Below are 16,594 nucleotides of genomic sequence, written 5' to 3'. Positions count from 1 at the left end.
CGGACCGGTGTACGGATCGCGTACCCGGCCCGGCAACGACCATGCCCGGGGCTGCGGTCGGGGCGGGTGGGACTCAGCCCGTCAGGAACGCCGCCATCGCGTTGGCCAGCAGATACGGGTCGTCCGCGCCGCACAGTTCACGGGCGCTGTGCATCGACAGGATCGCGGCGCCGATGTCCACGGTCTGAATGCCGTGCCGGGCGGCGGTGATCGGGCCGATCGTGGTGCCGCAGGGCATCGAGTTGTTGGAGACGAACGTCTGCCACGGCACGTCCGCCTTCTGGCACGCCGCCGCGAACACAGCCCGGCCGCTGCCGTCGGTCGCGTACCGCATATTGACGTTGACCTTGAGGATCGGTCCGCCGTTGACCACCGGGTGGTGGGTCGGGTCGTGGCGCTCGGCGTAGTTGGGGTGGACCGCGTGACCGGTGTCCGAGGAGAGACAGACGGTCCCGGCGAAGGCCCGGGCGCGGTCCTCGTACGTGCCGCCGCGGGCGAACACCGAGCGCTCCAGGACGGTGCCGAGCAGCGGTCCGTCGGCGCCGGTGTCGGACTGCGAGCCGTTCTCCTCGTGGTCGAAGGCGGCCATGACCGGGATGTACGGAAGTTCGGCGTCCGGCTGCCCGGCGACGGCGGCGAGCGCGGCGGTCGCCGCGTGCACGGAGAGCAGGTTGTCCATCCTGGGCCCGGCCAGCAGCTCGCGGTCCCGGCCCAGGTAGGCGGGCGGCTCGACGGGGTGCGGCATCAGGTCCCAGCCGGTCACGTCCTCGGCGTCGACGCCCGCCTCCTCGGCGACGAAGCGGATCAGGTCGCCCTCCTCGACGTCCCCGAGCCCCCAGATCGGCTGCATGTGCTTCTGCCGGTCGAGCTTCAGGCCATCGGGGTTGGCCGAACGGTCCAGATGCACGGCCAGCTGCGGTACGCGCAGCAGCGGCCGGTCGATGTTCACCAGCCGGTGCGTGCCGTCGCGCAGCGAGATCCGGCCGGCGAGACCGAGGTCCCGGTCGAGCCAGGTGTTGAGGAGCGTCCCGCCGTAGATCTCCACGGCGACCTGCCGCCAGCCGTGGGCCCCGGTGTCGGGCAGCGGCTTGACCCGCAGATTCGGCGAGTCGGTGTGCGCCCCGACGATCCGGTACGGGGTGTGCGCCGCGGCGCCCTCCGGCACGTACCAGGCCACGATCGCACCGCCGCGCAGGACGTACTTCCCCCCGCTGGTGCCGTCCCAGGCCGCGGTCTCCTCGACCTGCCGGAATCCGGCCTTCTCCAGCCGCTCGGCCGCGGTGGCCACGGCGTGGTACGGGGAGGGGGAGGCCATCAGGAAGGCCATCAGATCGTCGGTGTGACCGCGGTCGAAGCGGAGGGAGGAACTCATGTTCTTCACTGTAACGAGGCCGGACCGAGAGGTTTCACCCTTGCCCCGCGGCCGGTGCCCGCTCAATGTCCGGTGAGCGTTGCGGAGGGCTTCTCACCGTTCTGGGCCTGTTGTGCCCGCTCGGCGAACATGGCGGCGAACGCCTTGACCTGCTTGTCGGGGACGGCCGATTTGCCCTGGGTGCCGGTGCTGATGCCCAGGACGGTCGTCCCGACCCGGATCTGCGTGATCGTGGCCGGGCCGCCCATGGTGCCGACCTCGGCACGGTTGGCCACCCGGTCGGCGCCCGGGCTGCCGAGATCCACCTTCTCGGCGTTCCGGCCGACCCTGTCCCCGCCGTACCACTCGGCCAGGGCGTCGTAGGCGGCGTCCGCGGCCTTCTCGTCCTTGTAGGCGAGGGTCCAGAAGTTCAGCGTGGTCGCGTCCGCCTTCCGCACGAAGCCCGAGAAGCCCCAGGTCGTGACCTTGCCGCAGGCCGTCTCCCGCTTCTGTTTCGTCGTGGTCATGCAGACCGACGGCGGGTAATCGGGGACCGGCTTCTGGGCCTCCGGCTCCATGTACATCCGCCAGCCCGGCACGGCCTTCGCGTCCGGCAGCACCGAGGCGACCTGCCCCTTGTCGAGCGCCGCCGCCTTGGCATCGCCGCCGCCTGCGCCACCGCAGCCCACGAGCAACAGAGCCGCCACCCCTGCCGCCGCGCCCTGTATGCACCTCTGCTGGTTCTTCATACCGCCCCCGTGGTCGATGGGTGTCACGTCCGGTCGAGCGCCGCCGACGGCTTGTCGCCGTTCTGGGCCTGCTGCGCGCGCTCGGCGAACAGGGCGGCGATGTGCTTCGGGAAGTCCTTGTCGAGCCGGTCCGGGGCCACGGTGGACCCGGAGGCACCGATCCAGAGGATGGCGGTGCCCACCCGGATCTGGCCGGTGACCGCTTCGCCGTGCCGCCCGGCCGGTCCGGCGGTGGCGGCGCGCTGCTGGCCCACCGTGCCGAGGTCGACGTTCTCGGTGCCCGACTTGCGCCAGGTGTTCCGCCACAGCACCTCGTACGCGGCTTTGGCGTCCAGCTCGTCCTGGTAGGTAACCAGCCAGAACCGGGCCTCGGCCTTGTCGTCATCGCGTCGGAAGGCGGCCGAGCCGAAGAAGCGGAAGCGTTCGCAGCCCTGGGCGCCCGCACCGGGGCAGAACTGGCTCTCCATCATCGGGGTTTCCATGGAGCCCGAGGCCGGTCGCTCGGTCACCTGCCAGCCGGGCATCGCGGTCTGGTCCGGCAGCACCGCCTTGACCTGGTCCTTGGCGAGCCAGGCTGCCTCGGCCTCGGCACCGGAACCCGCGTCCGCGCCGCCGCCGCAGGCTGCGAGGAGCAGCGTCGCGCAGGCGGCCGTCGCGGCCCGCACGGCCATGACCCCGGCCCGGGTACGCCGCATGGCCCGTGCGGCTCCGGTGGAACTCACGTGTGAACCTCCCCCTCAGGACTCGCATGCCGATCATAGGGACATGACAACGCCGCCGCCCGAACGGTCTCGGGCGGCGGCGTTGTCGTATCCGGTGGGCCGGAGGCTAGAACGCCGCCTCGTCCAGCTCCATCAGCGAGTTGTCGACGGACTCGGCGAGCGCGCGCTCGGCCGAGACGCCCGGCAGGATGTTCGCGGCGAAGAACTTCGCGGCGGCGATCTTGCCCTGGTAGAAGGCGACGTCCTTCGGGGAGGCGTCCCGCAGCTTCTCGGCCGCCACGGCCGCGCCCTTGAGCAGCAGGTAGCCGACGACGACATCGCCGGAGGCCAGCAGCAGGCGGGTGGTGTTGAGGCCCACCTTGTAGATGTTCTTGACGTCCTCGCCGGTCGCGGTGAGGTCGGTGATCATCGTGCCGACGATCGCCTCCAGATCCACGGCCGCCTTGGCGAGCGAGTCCAGCGCACCGGACAGCTCCTCGTTGCCCTGGGCGCCCGCGAGGAACTTCTTGATCTCCTCGGAGAGGATGTTCAGCGAGGCACCCTGGTCGCGGACGATCTTCCGGAAGAAGAAGTCCTGGCCCTGGATCGCCGTCGTGCCCTCGTACAGCGTGTCGATCTTGGCGTCACGGATGTACTGCTCGATCGGGTACTCCTGGAGGTACCCGGAGCCGCCGAACGTCTGGAGCGACTGCGCCAGCTGCTCGTACGACTTCTCGGAGCCGTAGCCCTTCACGATCGGGAGCAGCAGGTCGTTGAGGCCGTGCAGCACCTTCGCGTCCTCGCCCGCGGCCTCCTTCTCCTGGATCGCGTCCTGGACGGAGGCGGTGTACAGCACGAGGGAGCGCATGCCCTCCGCGTACGCCTTCTGCGTCATCAGCGAGCGGCGCACGTCGGGGTGGTGCGTGATGGTGACCTTGGGGGCGGTCTTGTCCATGAACTGCGACAGGTCCGTGCCCTGGACGCGCTCCTTGGCGTACTCCAGCGCGTTCAGGTAGCCGGTCGACAGGGTCGCGATGGCCTTCGTGCCGACCATCATGCGGGCGAACTCGATGATGCGGAACATCTGGCGGATGCCGTCGTGCTTGTCACCGATCAGCCAGCCCTTGGCGGGGTGCTGGTCGCCGAACGTCATCTCGCAGGTGTTGGACGCCTTGAGGCCCATCTTGTGCTCGACGTTTGTCGCATACACGCCGTTGCGCTCGGCCAGCTCGCCGGTGGTCCAGTCGAAGTGGAACTTCGGGACCATGAAGAGTGAGAGGCCCTTCGTGCCGGGGCCTGCGCCCTCGGGGCGGGCCAGCACGTAGTGAATGATGTTCTCGGACATGTCGTGCTCGCCCGAGGTGATGAAGCGCTTCACACCCTCGATGTGCCAGGAGCCGTCCTCCTGCTCGACGGCCTTCGTGCGGCCCGCTCCGACGTCCGAACCGGCGTCCGGCTCGGTCAGCACCATCGTCGAGCCCCACTGCTTCTCGACGGCGATCTCGGCGATCTTCTTCTGCGCCTCGTTGCCCTCGTCGAAGAGGATGCCGGCGAACGCCGGGCCCGAGGAGTACATCCAGACGGCCGGGTTCGAGCCGAGCAGCAGCTCCGCGTAGGACCAGATCAGGGAGCGCGGGGAGGTGGTGCCGCCGATCTCCTCGGGCAGGCCGAGACGCCAGTACTCGGAGTCCATGAACGCCTGGTACGACTTCTTGAAGGTCTCCGGGACCGGCGCGGTGTTGGTCTCCGGGTCGAAGACCGGCGGGTTGCGGTCGGCGTCGGCGAAGGATTCGGCCAGCTCGTTCTCCGCGAGGCGGGCGACCTCGTCGAGGATGCTCTTCGCCGTCTCGACGTCCATCTCGGCGAACGGTCCTGTGCCGTACGTCTTGTCGCGCCCGAGCACCTCGAAGAGGTTGAACTCGATGTCGCGGAGATTCGACTTGTAGTGCCCCATGGGAAGGCTCCGTAATCAATAGCAGTGGCGTGCAGCACCCCGGGAAGGGGCGTGGGCCGGGCGGGCGACGAGCTGGCGGTGCGTATATCAGCTGACCTCTCCGATGATGCTACCCGTCAGTAATAAGACGCAACCCCTCAAGGGCCTGATGTGTCCGATTACTCTTTGCGGTATGTACGGCTACGACCAGAACCCGGGCGCACAGCAGCAGATGGGTGGCGGCTACGGCGAGCAGCCGCTGTATCCCGAGCCCTCGCCGCCGTCCCTGGGGGACGCGGTGCGGGCCTTCACCACCGGCTCGCTGTCCGCCGAGGACTTCCAGCAGATCTTCGCGACGTCGAAGGTCTACTGCCCGCGCGGCGACAACCCCGGATTCCTCGCGCTGCACAACACCCAGCAGCCGGTGATCCCGATGTTCACCACGCTCAAGGAGCTGCGGCGGTACGCGGGCAAGGAGTCCAAGTACTTCGTGATCACCGGGGCCGAGGTGATCGACCTGCTGCCGACCGGCTACGGCTTCGTCCTCGACATGGAGGGTGAGCACCGCATGGTCTTCGACGCCAAGGCCGTGGAGCAGATGGTCGACTTCGCGATGCGCCGTATGTACGGCTGACGTCCGCTCTTCGAGAAGGGGCCCGTACCGCTCGGTACGGGCCCCTTCTCGTTGCCGTGGGCGGTGCGGGAATGGATGACACCTTGCGGGATGTTCACCATTCAACTAAATTGGTCTCAGGACAATCCCGGAGGTGGCTCCCATGCCTGCAGTGACCGTCGAAAACCCGCTGAGCCTGCCCAAGGTCGCCGCCTCGGGCGACGCCGCAGCCCGTCCCGTGCTCGCCGTCACCACGGCGCCGAGCGGATTCGAGGGCGAGGGCTTCCCGGTTCGCCGCGCGTTCGCCGGGATCAACTACAAGTACCTCGACCCGTTCATCATGATGGACCAGATGGGCGAGGTGGAGTACGCGGCCGGAGAGCCGAAGGGCACCCCCTGGCACCCGCACCGCGGCTTCGAGACCGTCACGTACCTGATCGACGGAACCTTCGTCCACCAGGACTCCAACGGTGGCGGCGGCACCATCCAGAACGGCGACACCCAGTGGATGACCGCCGGGTCCGGCCTGCTCCACATCGAGGCCCCGCCGGAGTCCCTCGTGATGTCGGGCGGCCTCTTCCACGGCCTCCAGCTCTGGGTGAACCTGCCCAAGGCCGACAAGATGATGGCCCCCCGCTACCAGGACATCCGCGGCGGCCAGGTCCAGCTCCTCGCCTCCCCGGACGGCGGCGCGCTGCTCCGCGTCATCGCCGGTGAGCTCGACGGGCACGAGGGCCCCGGCGTCACCCACACCCCGATCACGATGATCCACGCCACCGTCCGCCCCGGCGCCGAGGTGACCCTGCCGTGGCGCGAGGACTTCAACGGACTCGCGTACGTGCTCGCCGGGCGCGGCACCGTCGGTGCGGAGCGCCGCCCCGTCCACATGGGGCAGACCGCGGTCTTCGGCGCCGGTTCCTCGCTGACCGTCCGCGCGGACGAGAAGCAGGACGGCAACACCCCGGACCTGGAGGTCGTCCTGCTCGGCGGCCGTCCGATCCGCGAGCCGATGGCGCACTACGGGCCGTTCGTGATGAACAGCCAGGCCGAACTGAAGCAGGCCTTCGAGGACTTCCAGGCCGGCCGCCTCGGTACGGTGCCCGCTGTCCACGGAATGTGACACCCGCGGCCGGAGTGTGACGGTCCGTCACTCGTACGGCCGCACAAGCGGGACATCACACCCGCACCGTGATCGGGTGGGAGGGTGCAGACCCCAAAGCCCCTCCTGCCCGACGGCGCGCGGCGCACAGCCGCCTGGTGCGGTGTCGTTCTCCTCGTCACCGGGGTCGCCGCGGTCGCCGTCTGGCTGTGCATCATCTTCAAGACGGCGGTCACCCCCGTTCTGCTCGCGCTGCTCGGTACAGCGCTGCTCGGCCCGGTCCACCGCCGGCTGACCGCCCGCGGAATGAACCGCTCACTGGCCGCGGGGCTCACCTGCGCCCTGCTCGTCGCCGTGGTCGGCGGCGCCGGATACATCGTCGTCACCGCGCTCGTCGACACCGGCGACCAGATCGTCCGGTCGCTGAAGGACGCCGGGCAGTGGATCGTCGACCACTTCGGGGTCGCCAAGAACACCAATGTGGACGACCTCGCCGCCAACGCCCAGAAACTTTTCGAGAAGTTCGGCGCGAGCGCCGCGGGCGGGCTCCTCTCCGGCATCAGCCTGATCGGCTCGCTGATCGCGACCAGCGTCCTCGCCCTCCTGCTGACCTTCTTCTTCCTGCGCGACTCCGACAAGGCCGTGGACCTCGCGCACTCGGTCGCCCCGCGTGGTACCGGGGACCTGGTCGAGGCCATGGGGCGGCGGGCCTTCGAAGCCGTCGAGGGCTTCATGCGCGGCACCACGTTCATCGCGCTGATCGACGCGGTCTGCATCACCGTCGGGCTGCTGATCCTGAGCGTCCCCGGTGCGGTGGGGCTCGGTGCGCTGGTCTTCGTCGGCGCCTACATCCCCTACCTCGGGGCGTTCCTCTCCGGCGCGGTCGCGGTGCTGGTCGCGCTCGCCGACCGGGGGTTCGTGATCGCGCTCTGGGCGCTGGGGATCGTGCTCGCCGTACAGGTGCTGGAAGGCCACGTCCTGCAGCCGATGATCCAGAGCCGTACGGTCCAGATGCACCCCGCCACCATCATGATCGCGATCACCGCGGGCGCCGGTGTGGCGGGCCTGCTGGGCATGCTGCTCGCGGTACCGGCCTGCGCGGCGGCCTTCGGCATCCTCGGCGAACTGCGCGGAGAGCGTCCCGGCCCGTCCGGCGTGCAGCCTTCCGGCCCGTCCGGCGCCTGACGGGGCGGCCGGGCCCTTCCCGGACCACGGCGACCCGATCCAGCCCGTCCGGCGCTCAGCCTTCCGGCCCGTCCGGCGCCTGGCGGGCCGGTCGGCCCCTTCCCGGACCACGGCGACCCGATCCAGCCCGTCCGGCGTTCGAGGACGGAACCGTCCACCGGGACGCCCCGAACCCGACGAACCGGTTCAGCCCCCCGCCCCGGGCCCCGCCCCCGACTCGTACAGCTCGAACCAGATCGACTTCCCCGCCCCTCGCGGATCCACCCCCCACACATCGGCGAGCATCTCCATCAGCACCAGCCCCCGCCCGCTGGAGGCCATTTCCCCGGGCCGCCGCTTGTGCGGCAGCTCGTCGCTGCCGTCGGCCACCTCGATCCGCAGCCGCCGCTCACCGTGCTCCCCCGTCGCCTCGGCGACCATCAGCGCGTCCCCGTCCGTGTGGACGAGGACATTGGCGACCATCTCGGAGAACATCAGCACCGCCGCGTCGACCTGCTCCGGATCCGCCCAGTCGTGCAGAAACTCCCGCAGCTGCTGCCGGGCCGCCGCGATCCGCGCCGGCTCGGCCTGCGCGATGGTCAGCGCGGTGCGCCGCGCCGCCGTCTCCCCGGGCGTCCCCCCGTCGCGCCGCAGCAGCAGTACCGCGATGTCGTCCTCCCGGCGGTCCGCCAGCGGCCCGGTCGTGTAGTGCGACGTCGGCCCGTGCACGGCCTGGACGAGGGCGTCGGCGAGCTTCTCCAGGTCGGACGTGTCCCGTTCCAGGATCGGCCGCAGCCGGATCCAGCCGGTCCACATGTCATGGCCGCCGGTCTCGATCAGCCCGTCCGTGCAGAGCATGATCGTTTCTCCGGCCTCCAGGGTGAGCCGGGTCGTCGGATAGTCGGCGTCCGCCTCGACGCCGAGCGGGAGCCCGCCCTCGGTCTGGCGGATCATCGCGGTCCCGTCGGCGGTCATCACCACCGGATCGGGGTGGCCGGCCCGCGCGATGTCGAGGACGCCGGTCTCCGGGTCGGCCTCCGCGTACAGACAGGTCGCGAAGCGCGGCCCGGTCTCCTCCCCGTCCTCGTACGCATCGGTGAGCCCGGAGAGGAACCGCGACGCACGGGAGAGCACCGCGTCCGGGCGGTGCCCCTCGGCGGCGTACGCGCGCAGGGCGATCCGCAACTGCCCCATCAGGCCCGCGGCGCGCACATCGTGGCCCTGGACGTCACCGATGACGAGGGCGAAACGGCCGTTGGGGAGCGGAATCATGTCGTACCAGTCGCCGCCGACCTGGAGCCCGCCGCCGGTCGGGATGTAGCGAGCGGCGACCGTCATCCCCGGGATGCCGGGGCCGAGGGACGGCATCATCGAGCGCTGCAGCCCCAGCGACAGCTCACGCTCGGTCTCGGCGACCCCGGCACGGGCCAGCGCCTGGGCGAGCATCCGGGCCACGGTCGTCAGCACGGACCGCTCGTCCGGCGAGAACGACACCGGGTGCCGGAACCCCGCCATCCAGGCGCCCATGTTCCGCCCCGCCACGATCAGCGGCAGAAAGGCCCAGGAGCGGCGCCCGAAACGGCTGGCGAGCGGCCAGGTGGCCGGGTAGCGGCGGCGGTACTCCTCGGGCGAGGGCAGATAGATCGCCCGCCCCGTCCGTACGACCTCGGCGGCCGGATAGTCGGTCTCCAGCGGCATGTCGTTGAACGGGCCCTCGTCGCCCACGCCGTGCCCGTGGTGCCCGATGATCGTCAGCCGCTCGCCCGCGATGCCGAAGACCGCCAGGCCGTCCGGCGAGAAGCCGGGCATGGAGAGCGAGGCGGCGACCCGCAGCACCTCGGCGGTCGACCGGGCCTCGGCCAGTGCCCGGCCCGCGTCCAGCAGGAACGCCTCGCGGGAGCGGCGCCAGTCCCCGGTGATGGGGGTGTGTGCCCCGGTGGTGCCGGGCTGCGGCTCGGCGACCTCCTGAAGGGTGCCGACCAGCACATAGCCCATGCCGCCCGGCTTCTCGGGCGGAAGCGGCTTGGAACGGCCGCGTACGGTACGCAGCACCCGGCCGTTCGCGTCCACGATCCGCAGCCGGGCCTCGGCGAGGGTGCCCTCGGCGACCGCGAGATTCACCACCCCGTAGATCTCGTTCCAGTCGACGGGATGGAAACGGGAACGCACCGCGGACTCACGGAAGACACCGGCAGCGGCGGGCAGCTCGAGCAGCCGCGCCGCCTCCGCATCGAGCGTGACGGTCCCGGCTCCGTTGTCCCAGCGCCACAGGCCGGTCGCGGTCGCGGCCAGGACGTCCTCGGTGCGCATTGCCCCACTTTAAGAAGATCTGCTCCGCGGACGCCACCGAGGATTGCCGCGGACAGCCACCCAGGGCCCGCCCGGGCCAGGGTCCGGAGCCCGCCCGTCACGCCCTGGATGATCTTGAAATGTCAATGTCAATGATGTGGTGCGGGTGCGGGCGGTAGCCTGGGGAGGCTGAATCCACCCCGAACCGCGAAGACTGGATGAACGAGAATGCATCGGTACAGGTCCCACACCTGCGGCGAGCTCCGCGCCTCTGACGTCGGCACCGACGTCCGGCTGAGCGGCTGGCTGCACAATCGCCGAGACCTGGGTGGCATCCTCTTCATCGATCTGCGCGACCACTACGGTCTGGTGCAGCTCGTCGCCCGTCCCGGCACCCCCGGCAACGAGGCCCTGGCGAAGCTCACCAAGGAGACCGTCGTACGGATCGACGGCAAGGTCTCCGCGCGCGGCGCCGACAACGTCAACCCCGAGCTCCCGACCGGTGAGATCGAGATCGAGGTCACCGAGGTCGAGGTGCTGGGCGAGGCCGCCCCGCTGCCCTTCACGATCAACGCCGAGGACGGGGTCAACGAGGAGCGGCGCCTGGAGTACCGCTTCCTCGACCTGCGCCGCGAGCGCATGCACCGCAACATCATGCTGCGCTCGGCCGTCATCGCCTCCATCCGCTCCAAGATGGTGGCCCTCGGCTTCAACGAGATGGCGACCCCGATCCTCACCGCGACGTCCCCCGAGGGCGCCCGTGACTTCGTCGTGCCGTCCCGCCTGAACCCGGGCAAGTTCTACGCCCTGCCCCAGGCCCCGCAGCAGTTCAAGCAGCTGCTGATGATCTCCGGCTTCGACCGCTACTTCCAGATCGCGCCGTGCTTCCGCGACGAGGATGCCCGCGCCGACCGTTCGCCCGGCGAGTTCTACCAGCTCGACGTCGAGATGTCGTTCGTCGAGCAGGAGGACGTCTTCCGGCCGATCGAGAAGCTGATGACCGAGCTCTTCGAGGAGTTCGGCAACGGCCGCCATGTCACCTCGCCGTTCCCGCGCATCCCGTTCCGCGAGTCGATGCTGAAGTACGGCAACGACAAGCCGGACCTGCGCGCCAAGCTGGAACTGGTCGACATCTCCGACATCTTCGCCGACTCGGAGTTCAAGGCGTTCGCCGGCAAGCACGTCCGCGCTCTCCCGGTCCCGGACACCGCGGGCCAGTCCCGGAAGTTCTTCGACGGCCTCGGCGACTACGCCGTCCAGCACGGCGCCAAGGGCCTGGCCTGGGTCCGTGTGGGCGAGGACGGCGGCCTCGCCGGCCCGATCGCCAAGTTCCTCACCGAGACCGACATCAAGACCCTCACCGAGCGTCTCTCCCTCCTCCCCGGCCACGCGGTCTTCTTCGGCGCGGGCGAGTTCGACGAGGTCTCCAAGATCATGTCCGCCGTCCGCGTCGAGGCCGCCAAGCGCGCCGGCCACTTCGAGGAGGGCGTCTTCCGGTTCTGCTGGGTCGTCGACTTCCCGATGTACGAGAAGGACGAGGACACCGGCAAGATCGACTTCTCGCACAACCCCTTCTCGATGCCCCAGGGCGGCCTGAAGGACCTGGAGGAGAAGGACCCGCTGGACATCCTCGCCTGGCAGTACGACATCGTCTGCAACGGCATCGAGCTGTCCTCCGGCGCCATCCGTAACCACGAGCCCGAGCTGATGCTCAAGGCCTTCGAGATCGCCGGCTACGACCGCGAGACCGTCGAGCACGAGTTCGCGGGCATGCTCCGCGCCTTCCGCCTCGGCGCCCCGCCGCACGGCGGCATCGCCCCGGGCGTCGACCGCATCGTGATGCTGCTGGCCGACGAGCCCAACATCCGCGAGACGATCGCCTTCCCGCTCAACGGCAACGCCCAGGACCTGATGATGGGCGCCCCGACGGAGCTGGACGAGTCCCGCCTGCGCGAGCTGAACATCCAGCTGCGCAAGCCGGCGGCAACGGCCAAGGACAAGACGGAGAAGTAACCACCCGTTCCTTCTCCTGGTTCCACGCTCCTGGTTCCACGTGAAACAGCCCCTGGCCACGACGGCCGGGGGCTGTTCGCTGTGTCCGGCGGACACGGAGCCCTGGCCCCCTCATAGCAACGCCACAGCTCACACTCACGCCTCTCCCAGCTCCCCTGCCTAGCCTCACCGTTCATGACAGAGACTGAAGGGCCCGCGCACAAGAAGGACATGACGCGTCGCAGGATGGTGTTCGCCGGAGGGGCGGCGATCGTTGCCGCCGGGATCGGGGCGGGCGTTGTCGCCACCGCGTCCGCCGACGAGGAGACGACCGGCACGACAAGCGCGAAGAAGTCCGGCGGCGGACAGGGCGAGGAGTGTTACCGGCTCACCTCGGAGACCACCGAGGGGCCGTACTACATCGACGCCGACAAGTTCCGGAAGGACATCACCGAGGACAAGGAAGGCATCCCCCTCACCCTGCGGCTCAAGGTGATCGACTCCGACACCTGTAAGCCGGTGAAACACGCGGCTGTCGACATCTGGCACTGCGATGCCCTGGGGGTCTACTCGGGGTACGAGGCCATGAGCTCCGGCGGGCCCGGTGGCCCCGGCGGTGGCGGTACGCCGCCCAGCGGTACGCCCACCGACGCACCCAGCGGTACGCCCACCGGTGCGCCCCCGTCCGGCGGGCCCGGAGGCGGGGGTGGTGGGCACAGCGAGCCCACCGACGACGAGCGGTATCTGAGGGGCACCCAGCTCACCGACAAGCACGGGTACGTGGAGTTCAAGACGATCTTCCCGGGCTGGTACCAGGGGCGCTGCGTGCACATCCACGCCAAGGTGCACGTCGGCGGGAAGATGACCGACGCCGGGTACGAGGGCGGGCACACCTGCCACACCGGGCAGTTCTTCTTCGCGGAGTCCGCGGTCCTCGACTCGGCGGAGGTCGAGCCGTACTCGACCAGCACCACCACCCGGACCACCCTCACCGAGGACACCATCTACGACCAGAGTGGCGTGACCGGCGGGCTGATGAAGCTCTCGTACCGCAAGCGTCACATGGCGCGTGGCGTCGTCGGCTCGATCACGATGGGCGTGGACCCGGACGAGACGCACGACGGAACGGATCTCTGACCTGTCCTCAGCCCTCCGTTCACCCCGCGGAGATGAAGGGCCCGGAACCTACGCCAAGCAATCGGTTCCGGGCCTTTTCTGCGGGCGTGTCCGGCGGGCGGTACAGCCGTATGGCCCTCGTGCGGATTCGCGTCGGCGTGTCGCGGCGTTAACTGGGTTCAGCGGGACGAGGCGTGACGGGGAGCTCGCCCGTGCTGCCTTCACCCACGACCGCTGAGGAGTACCCGTGTCCGTGTTCCGTCCGTCGGCCGCCCGGCGTCCCCCGTACGCCGTCTGTGCCGGAACGTGTGCCGCCGCGATCCTGCTGCTCACCGCCTGCGACAACACCTCCGATACTGCCACGAGAACCCGCGATGTCCGGGTAGGCGCGACGGTTTCCGCCGGTGTTGCGGGACCGCCGGCCGACGGGGTGCGGGGACGGGCCGCCCCCGGTCCGTACGCTCCGCGCGTCCGCCCCCGCGAGATCCCCGTGCTGGGGCCGCGGACCAGGGCCGCGATTCCGGCGGACTCGCGGCAGGCGCTCGTCGTCACCGGCGATTCCTACCGCTCCAGCCTGTCCACCGCGGTCCTGTACACCCGCGACAACCCCGCCCTGGGCTGGCGCGCGGCCTCGGACCGCTGGCCTGCCCACAACGCCCTGAACGGCTGGACCGACGAGCACTGGGAGGACGACCTTCGCTCGCCGACCGGGGTCTACGGACTGACGTCCGCGGGCGGCCTGCTCGATCCCCCGGGCACCATGCTCCCGTACAACCAGAGCCCGGCGTTCGCCCTGAGTGGTGAAGGGCTCGACGGGGAGCCCCTGGAGGGTTCCTTCGACTATGTCGTCGCCATCGACTACAACCGGATCCCCGGCGCCTCACCCCTGGACCCGGAGCGTCCGCTCGGCCAGGAGCGGGGCGGCGGCATCTGGATCCATGTGGACCACGACGGCCCGACGCAGGGCTGTATCTCGCTCCCCGCGGACCGGATGAGGGAACTGCTGCAGATCCTCGACCCGGCGAAGAAGCCGGTCGTCGTGATGGGGGACGTGGAGGCGCTGGAGCGGTGAACCGGGTACGGGCGAGGGCCGGGACCGAGCTTGCGGTCCCGGCCCTCGCCGTGTGTACGTACGTGCGCCCGCTTACGCCGGCTTCTCCTCCAGGCGGGGGAACAGCACCGCGCCCTTCGTCACCGTCGCACCCACCGGGAGCTGCCCCCAGTTGCCCGCGTCCTGCACACGCTGGTCGGCCAGAGCGCCCAGGGACGCCTCGGCGCCCAGCGACTCCCACAGCTTCTGCGAGGTCTCCGGCATCACGGAGTTCAGCAGGACCGCGACACCGCGCAGCGCCTCGGCGGCCGTGTAGAGGATCGTCGCGAGGCGGGCCTGGCCCTCGGGGGAGGTGTCCTTGGCGACCTTCCAGGGCTCCTGCTCCGTGATGTAGCCGTTGACCTGCTTCACGAAGTCGAAGATCGCCAGGATGCCGGCCTGGAAGTCCAGCTCCTCGCCGATCTTCTGGTCGGCCGTGGCGACGGCCTTCGCCAGCCCCTCCTGGACCGCCTTCTCGGCGTCACCCGCGGCGGTGGCCTCCGGGAGCGCCCCGCCGAAGTACTTGCCGACCATGGCGGCGACGCGCGAGGCGAGGTTGCCGTAGTCGTTGGCGAGCTCGGAGGTGTAGCGGGCGGAGAAGTCCTCCCAGGAGAACGAGCCGTCGCTGCCGAACGCGATGGCGCGCAGGAAGTACCAGCGGTACGCGTCCACGCCGAAGTGCGAGGTAAGGTCCTGCGGCTTGATGCCGGTCAGGTTCGACTTCGACATCTTCTCGCCGCCGACCATCAGCCAGCCGTTGGCCGCGACCCGGCCCGGCAGCGGCAGACCCTGTGCCATCAGCATCGCGGGCCAGATCACCGCGTGGAAGCGGAGGATGTCCTTGCCGACCAGGTGGACGTCGGCGGGGAAGGTCCCGTCGAACTTCTCCTGGTTGGCGCCGTAGCCGACCGCCGTGGCGTAGTTGAGCAGGGCGTCGACCCACACGTAGATGACGTGCTTCTCGTCCCACGGCACCGGGACGCCCCAGTCGAAGGTCGAGCGGGAGATGGAGAGGTCCTGCAGGCCCTGCTTGACGAAGTTCACGACCTCGTTGCGGGCGGACTCGGGCTGGATGAAGCCCGGGTTGTTCGCGTAGAACTCCATCAGCTTCGGGCCGTACGCGCTCAGCTTGAAGAAGTAGTTCTCCTCCTTGAGGATCTCCACCGGCTTCTTGTGGACCGGGCACAGCTTGACGCCGTTCTCGTCCTCGATGAGGTCGCCGGGGAGCTTGTACTCCTCGCAGCCCACGCAGTACGGGCCCTCGTACCCGCCCTTGTAGACCTCGCCCTTGTCGTACAGGTCCTGCACGAACTCCTGCACCCGGTCGGTGTGCCGCTTCTCCGTCGTACGGATGAAGTCGTCGTTCGCGATGTTCAGGTGCTCCCAGAGGGGCTTCCATGCCTCCTCGACGAGCTTGTCGCACCACTCCTGCGGGGTGACGTTGTTCGCCTCGGCAGTGCGCATGATCTTCTGACCGTGCTCGTCCGTGCCGGTGAGGTACCACACCTTCTCGCCGCGCTGGCGGTGCCAGCGCGTGAGCACGTCGCCTGCGACGGTCGTGTAGGCGTGGCCCAGGTGAGGAGCGTCGTTGACGTAGTAGATGGGGGTCGAGACGTAGTACGCCGTCGCCCCCTGCTTCTCGGATCCAGTGGCCGCCATGGTCGAAATCCTAACGGCCTGCGGAAGATCAACTCACACCGATATGCGGCGCACCGGGCGCGGAGGCCCGGCGGAGACCTTTGCGAAACATCCCTTCCCGTAACAAAGACGCATCCTGGGAGGGAGTGGGCACGCATGCACGAGGCAGGGGACATCACGATGCGGGTACTGGTCGCCGAGGACGAGGAGATCCTGGCGGAGCTGGTCGCCACCGGGCTGCGGCGGGCGGGGTTCGCCGTCGACACGGTGTACAGCGGCGATGCCGCCCTCGCCTATCTGGGGCTGCACGACTACGACGTCGTCGTCCTCGACCGCGACCTGCCACGGGTGCACGGCGACGACGTGGCGCGGGGGCTCGTCGCCTCCGGCTCCCGGACCAGGATTCTGATGCTCACCGCGGCCGGTTCCATGGAGGACCGGGTCGCCGGCCTCGACCTCGGCGCCGACGACTATCTGGGCAAGCCGTTCGAGTTCCCCGAGCTGGTGTCGCGGGTACGGGCGTTGCGGCGGCGCAGCGCCCGCCCCGTACCGCCGCAGCTGGAGCGGCACGGCATCCGGCTCGACACCGTACGGCGCACCGCGTCCCGGGACGGGCGGGAGCTGGACCTCTCGCCGAAGGAGTTCTCGGTGCTGCAGCTGTTGCTGGAGGCCGACGGCGGGACCGTCAGCGCGGAGGAGCTGCTGGAGCGGGCCTGGGACGCCAACGCCGATCCGTTCACCGGGGCCGTCCGCGTCTGCATGAGCAAGCTGCGCGGGAAGCTCGGGGAGCCGGCACTGATCCGTACGGTGCAGGGCGTGGGGTACGCCCTGTGAAGCGCCCGTTGCGCGTTGGGCGTGT

At 69.8% G+C, this 16,594-nt stretch carries 13 protein-coding genes; 7 read left to right on the top strand and 6 right to left on the bottom strand.

The window, feature by feature from the left end:
• Positions 1-73 precede the first annotated feature (73 nt).
• The 4 genes from ACGFU7_RS09115 to ACGFU7_RS09100 all read right to left on the bottom strand — a co-directional run bounded on the left by ACGFU7_RS09115 (position 74) and on the right by ACGFU7_RS09100 (position 4,755).
• Positions 74-1,372 carry a M18 family aminopeptidase gene (locus tag ACGFU7_RS09115; RefSeq protein ID WP_393693824.1) on the bottom strand — a complete coding sequence of 433 codons (1,299 nt, stop codon included), beginning with the start codon at positions 1,370-1,372 and terminating at the stop codon, positions 74-76.
• Between the two features lie 62 nt (positions 1,373-1,434).
• Positions 1,435-2,100 (bottom strand): hypothetical protein, encoded by a 666-nt coding sequence (locus ACGFU7_RS09110; protein WP_393693822.1) that lies wholly within the window; start codon positions 2,098-2,100, stop codon positions 1,435-1,437.
• A gap of 23 nt (positions 2,101-2,123) precedes the next feature.
• The gene (locus ACGFU7_RS09105; RefSeq protein ID WP_393693820.1) at positions 2,124-2,822 is read right to left on the bottom strand and encodes a hypothetical protein; all 699 of its coding nucleotides are present in this window, start codon (positions 2,820-2,822) and stop codon (positions 2,124-2,126) included.
• Positions 2,823-2,928: 106 nt separating this feature from the next.
• On the bottom strand, positions 2,929-4,755 hold the full coding sequence (locus tag ACGFU7_RS09100) for an acyl-CoA dehydrogenase (protein WP_393693818.1): 1,827 nt from the start codon (positions 4,753-4,755) through the stop codon (positions 2,929-2,931).
• 172 nt (positions 4,756-4,927) lie between these two features.
• Between ACGFU7_RS09100 and ACGFU7_RS09095 the strand changes: the two genes are divergently transcribed.
• From ACGFU7_RS09095 to ACGFU7_RS09085, 3 genes are all read left to right on the top strand, one after another.
• The gene (locus tag ACGFU7_RS09095; protein WP_148836880.1) at positions 4,928-5,368 is read left to right on the top strand and encodes an SseB family protein; all 441 of its coding nucleotides are present in this window, start codon (positions 4,928-4,930) and stop codon (positions 5,366-5,368) included.
• A 142-nt stretch (positions 5,369-5,510) separates the two neighbouring features.
• A complete protein-coding gene (locus ACGFU7_RS09090) occupies positions 5,511-6,467 on the top strand; it encodes a pirin family protein (RefSeq protein ID WP_393693816.1) in 957 nt (318 codons plus the stop codon).
• An 84-nt stretch (positions 6,468-6,551) separates the two neighbouring features.
• On the top strand, positions 6,552-7,631 hold the full coding sequence (locus ACGFU7_RS09085) for an AI-2E family transporter (protein WP_393693814.1): 1,080 nt from the start codon (positions 6,552-6,554) through the stop codon (positions 7,629-7,631).
• A 186-nt stretch (positions 7,632-7,817) separates the two neighbouring features.
• On the opposite strand, the gene ACGFU7_RS09080 is transcribed toward ACGFU7_RS09085, so the two are convergent.
• Complete coding sequence (locus tag ACGFU7_RS09080; protein WP_393693812.1) at positions 7,818-9,920, bottom strand: SpoIIE family protein phosphatase; 2,103 nt, start codon at positions 9,918-9,920, stop codon at positions 7,818-7,820.
• A gap of 207 nt (positions 9,921-10,127) precedes the next feature.
• Here ACGFU7_RS09080 and aspS point away from each other — a divergent pair, with 207 nt between their 5' ends.
• The 3 genes from aspS (at position 10,128) to ACGFU7_RS09065 (ending at position 14,079) form a co-directional block, all read left to right on the top strand.
• Positions 10,128-11,912 carry an aspartate--tRNA ligase gene (aspS, locus tag ACGFU7_RS09075; RefSeq protein ID WP_393693810.1) on the top strand — a complete coding sequence of 595 codons (1,785 nt, stop codon included), beginning with the start codon at positions 10,128-10,130 and terminating at the stop codon, positions 11,910-11,912.
• Positions 11,913-12,086: 174 nt separating this feature from the next.
• Positions 12,087-13,028 carry an intradiol ring-cleavage dioxygenase gene (locus tag ACGFU7_RS09070; RefSeq protein WP_393693808.1) on the top strand — a complete coding sequence of 314 codons (942 nt, stop codon included), beginning with the start codon at positions 12,087-12,089 and terminating at the stop codon, positions 13,026-13,028.
• A gap of 226 nt (positions 13,029-13,254) precedes the next feature.
• Entirely contained in the window at positions 13,255-14,079 is an 825-nt protein-coding gene (locus tag ACGFU7_RS09065) for a L,D-transpeptidase family protein (RefSeq protein WP_393693806.1), read from the top strand.
• A 72-nt stretch (positions 14,080-14,151) separates the two neighbouring features.
• Here the strand turns inward: ACGFU7_RS09065 and metG are convergent, their stop codons facing one another.
• Positions 14,152-15,756, bottom strand: coding sequence for a methionine--tRNA ligase (metG, locus tag ACGFU7_RS09060; RefSeq protein ID WP_393693805.1), 1,605 nt, complete (start codon positions 15,754-15,756; stop codon positions 14,152-14,154).
• A gap of 159 nt (positions 15,757-15,915) precedes the next feature.
• Between metG and ACGFU7_RS09055 the strand changes: the two genes are divergently transcribed.
• Positions 15,916-16,569 carry a response regulator transcription factor gene (locus tag ACGFU7_RS09055; protein ID WP_164495293.1) on the top strand — a complete coding sequence of 218 codons (654 nt, stop codon included), beginning with the start codon at positions 15,916-15,918 and terminating at the stop codon, positions 16,567-16,569.
• Positions 16,570-16,594 lie beyond the last annotated feature (25 nt).

It is taken from the genome of Streptomyces sp. NPDC048473 (assembly GCF_043200155.1).
In the GTDB taxonomy this organism is placed as follows: Bacteria; Actinomycetota; Actinomycetes; order Streptomycetales; family Streptomycetaceae; genus Streptomyces.
The sequence above is the reverse complement of the archived record's forward strand: the minus strand, read 5'-3'. Positions and strand labels throughout refer to the sequence as shown.

Coding starts and splice junctions, on each gene's coding strand:
- ACGFU7_RS09115 (WP_393693824.1), bottom strand. CDS start 1,372: ATGAGTTCCTCCCTCCGCTTCGACCGCGGTCACACCGACGATCTGATG.
- ACGFU7_RS09110 (WP_393693822.1), bottom strand. CDS start 2,100: ATGAAGAACCAGCAGAGGTGCATACAGGGCGCGGCGGCAGGGGTGGCG.
- ACGFU7_RS09100 (WP_393693818.1), bottom strand. CDS start 4,755: ATGGGGCACTACAAGTCGAATCTCCGCGACATCGAGTTCAACCTCTTC.
- ACGFU7_RS09095 (WP_148836880.1), top strand. CDS start 4,928: ATGTACGGCTACGACCAGAACCCGGGCGCACAGCAGCAGATGGGTGGC.
- ACGFU7_RS09090 (WP_393693816.1), top strand. CDS start 5,511: ATGCCTGCAGTGACCGTCGAAAACCCGCTGAGCCTGCCCAAGGTCGCC.
- ACGFU7_RS09080 (WP_393693812.1), bottom strand. CDS start 9,920: ATGCGCACCGAGGACGTCCTGGCCGCGACCGCGACCGGCCTGTGGCGC.
- aspS (WP_393693810.1), top strand. CDS start 10,128: ATGCATCGGTACAGGTCCCACACCTGCGGCGAGCTCCGCGCCTCTGAC.
- ACGFU7_RS09070 (WP_393693808.1), top strand. CDS start 12,087: ATGACAGAGACTGAAGGGCCCGCGCACAAGAAGGACATGACGCGTCGC.
- metG (WP_393693805.1), bottom strand. CDS start 15,756: ATGGCGGCCACTGGATCCGAGAAGCAGGGGGCGACGGCGTACTACGTC.
- ACGFU7_RS09055 (WP_164495293.1), top strand. CDS start 15,916: ATGCGGGTACTGGTCGCCGAGGACGAGGAGATCCTGGCGGAGCTGGTC.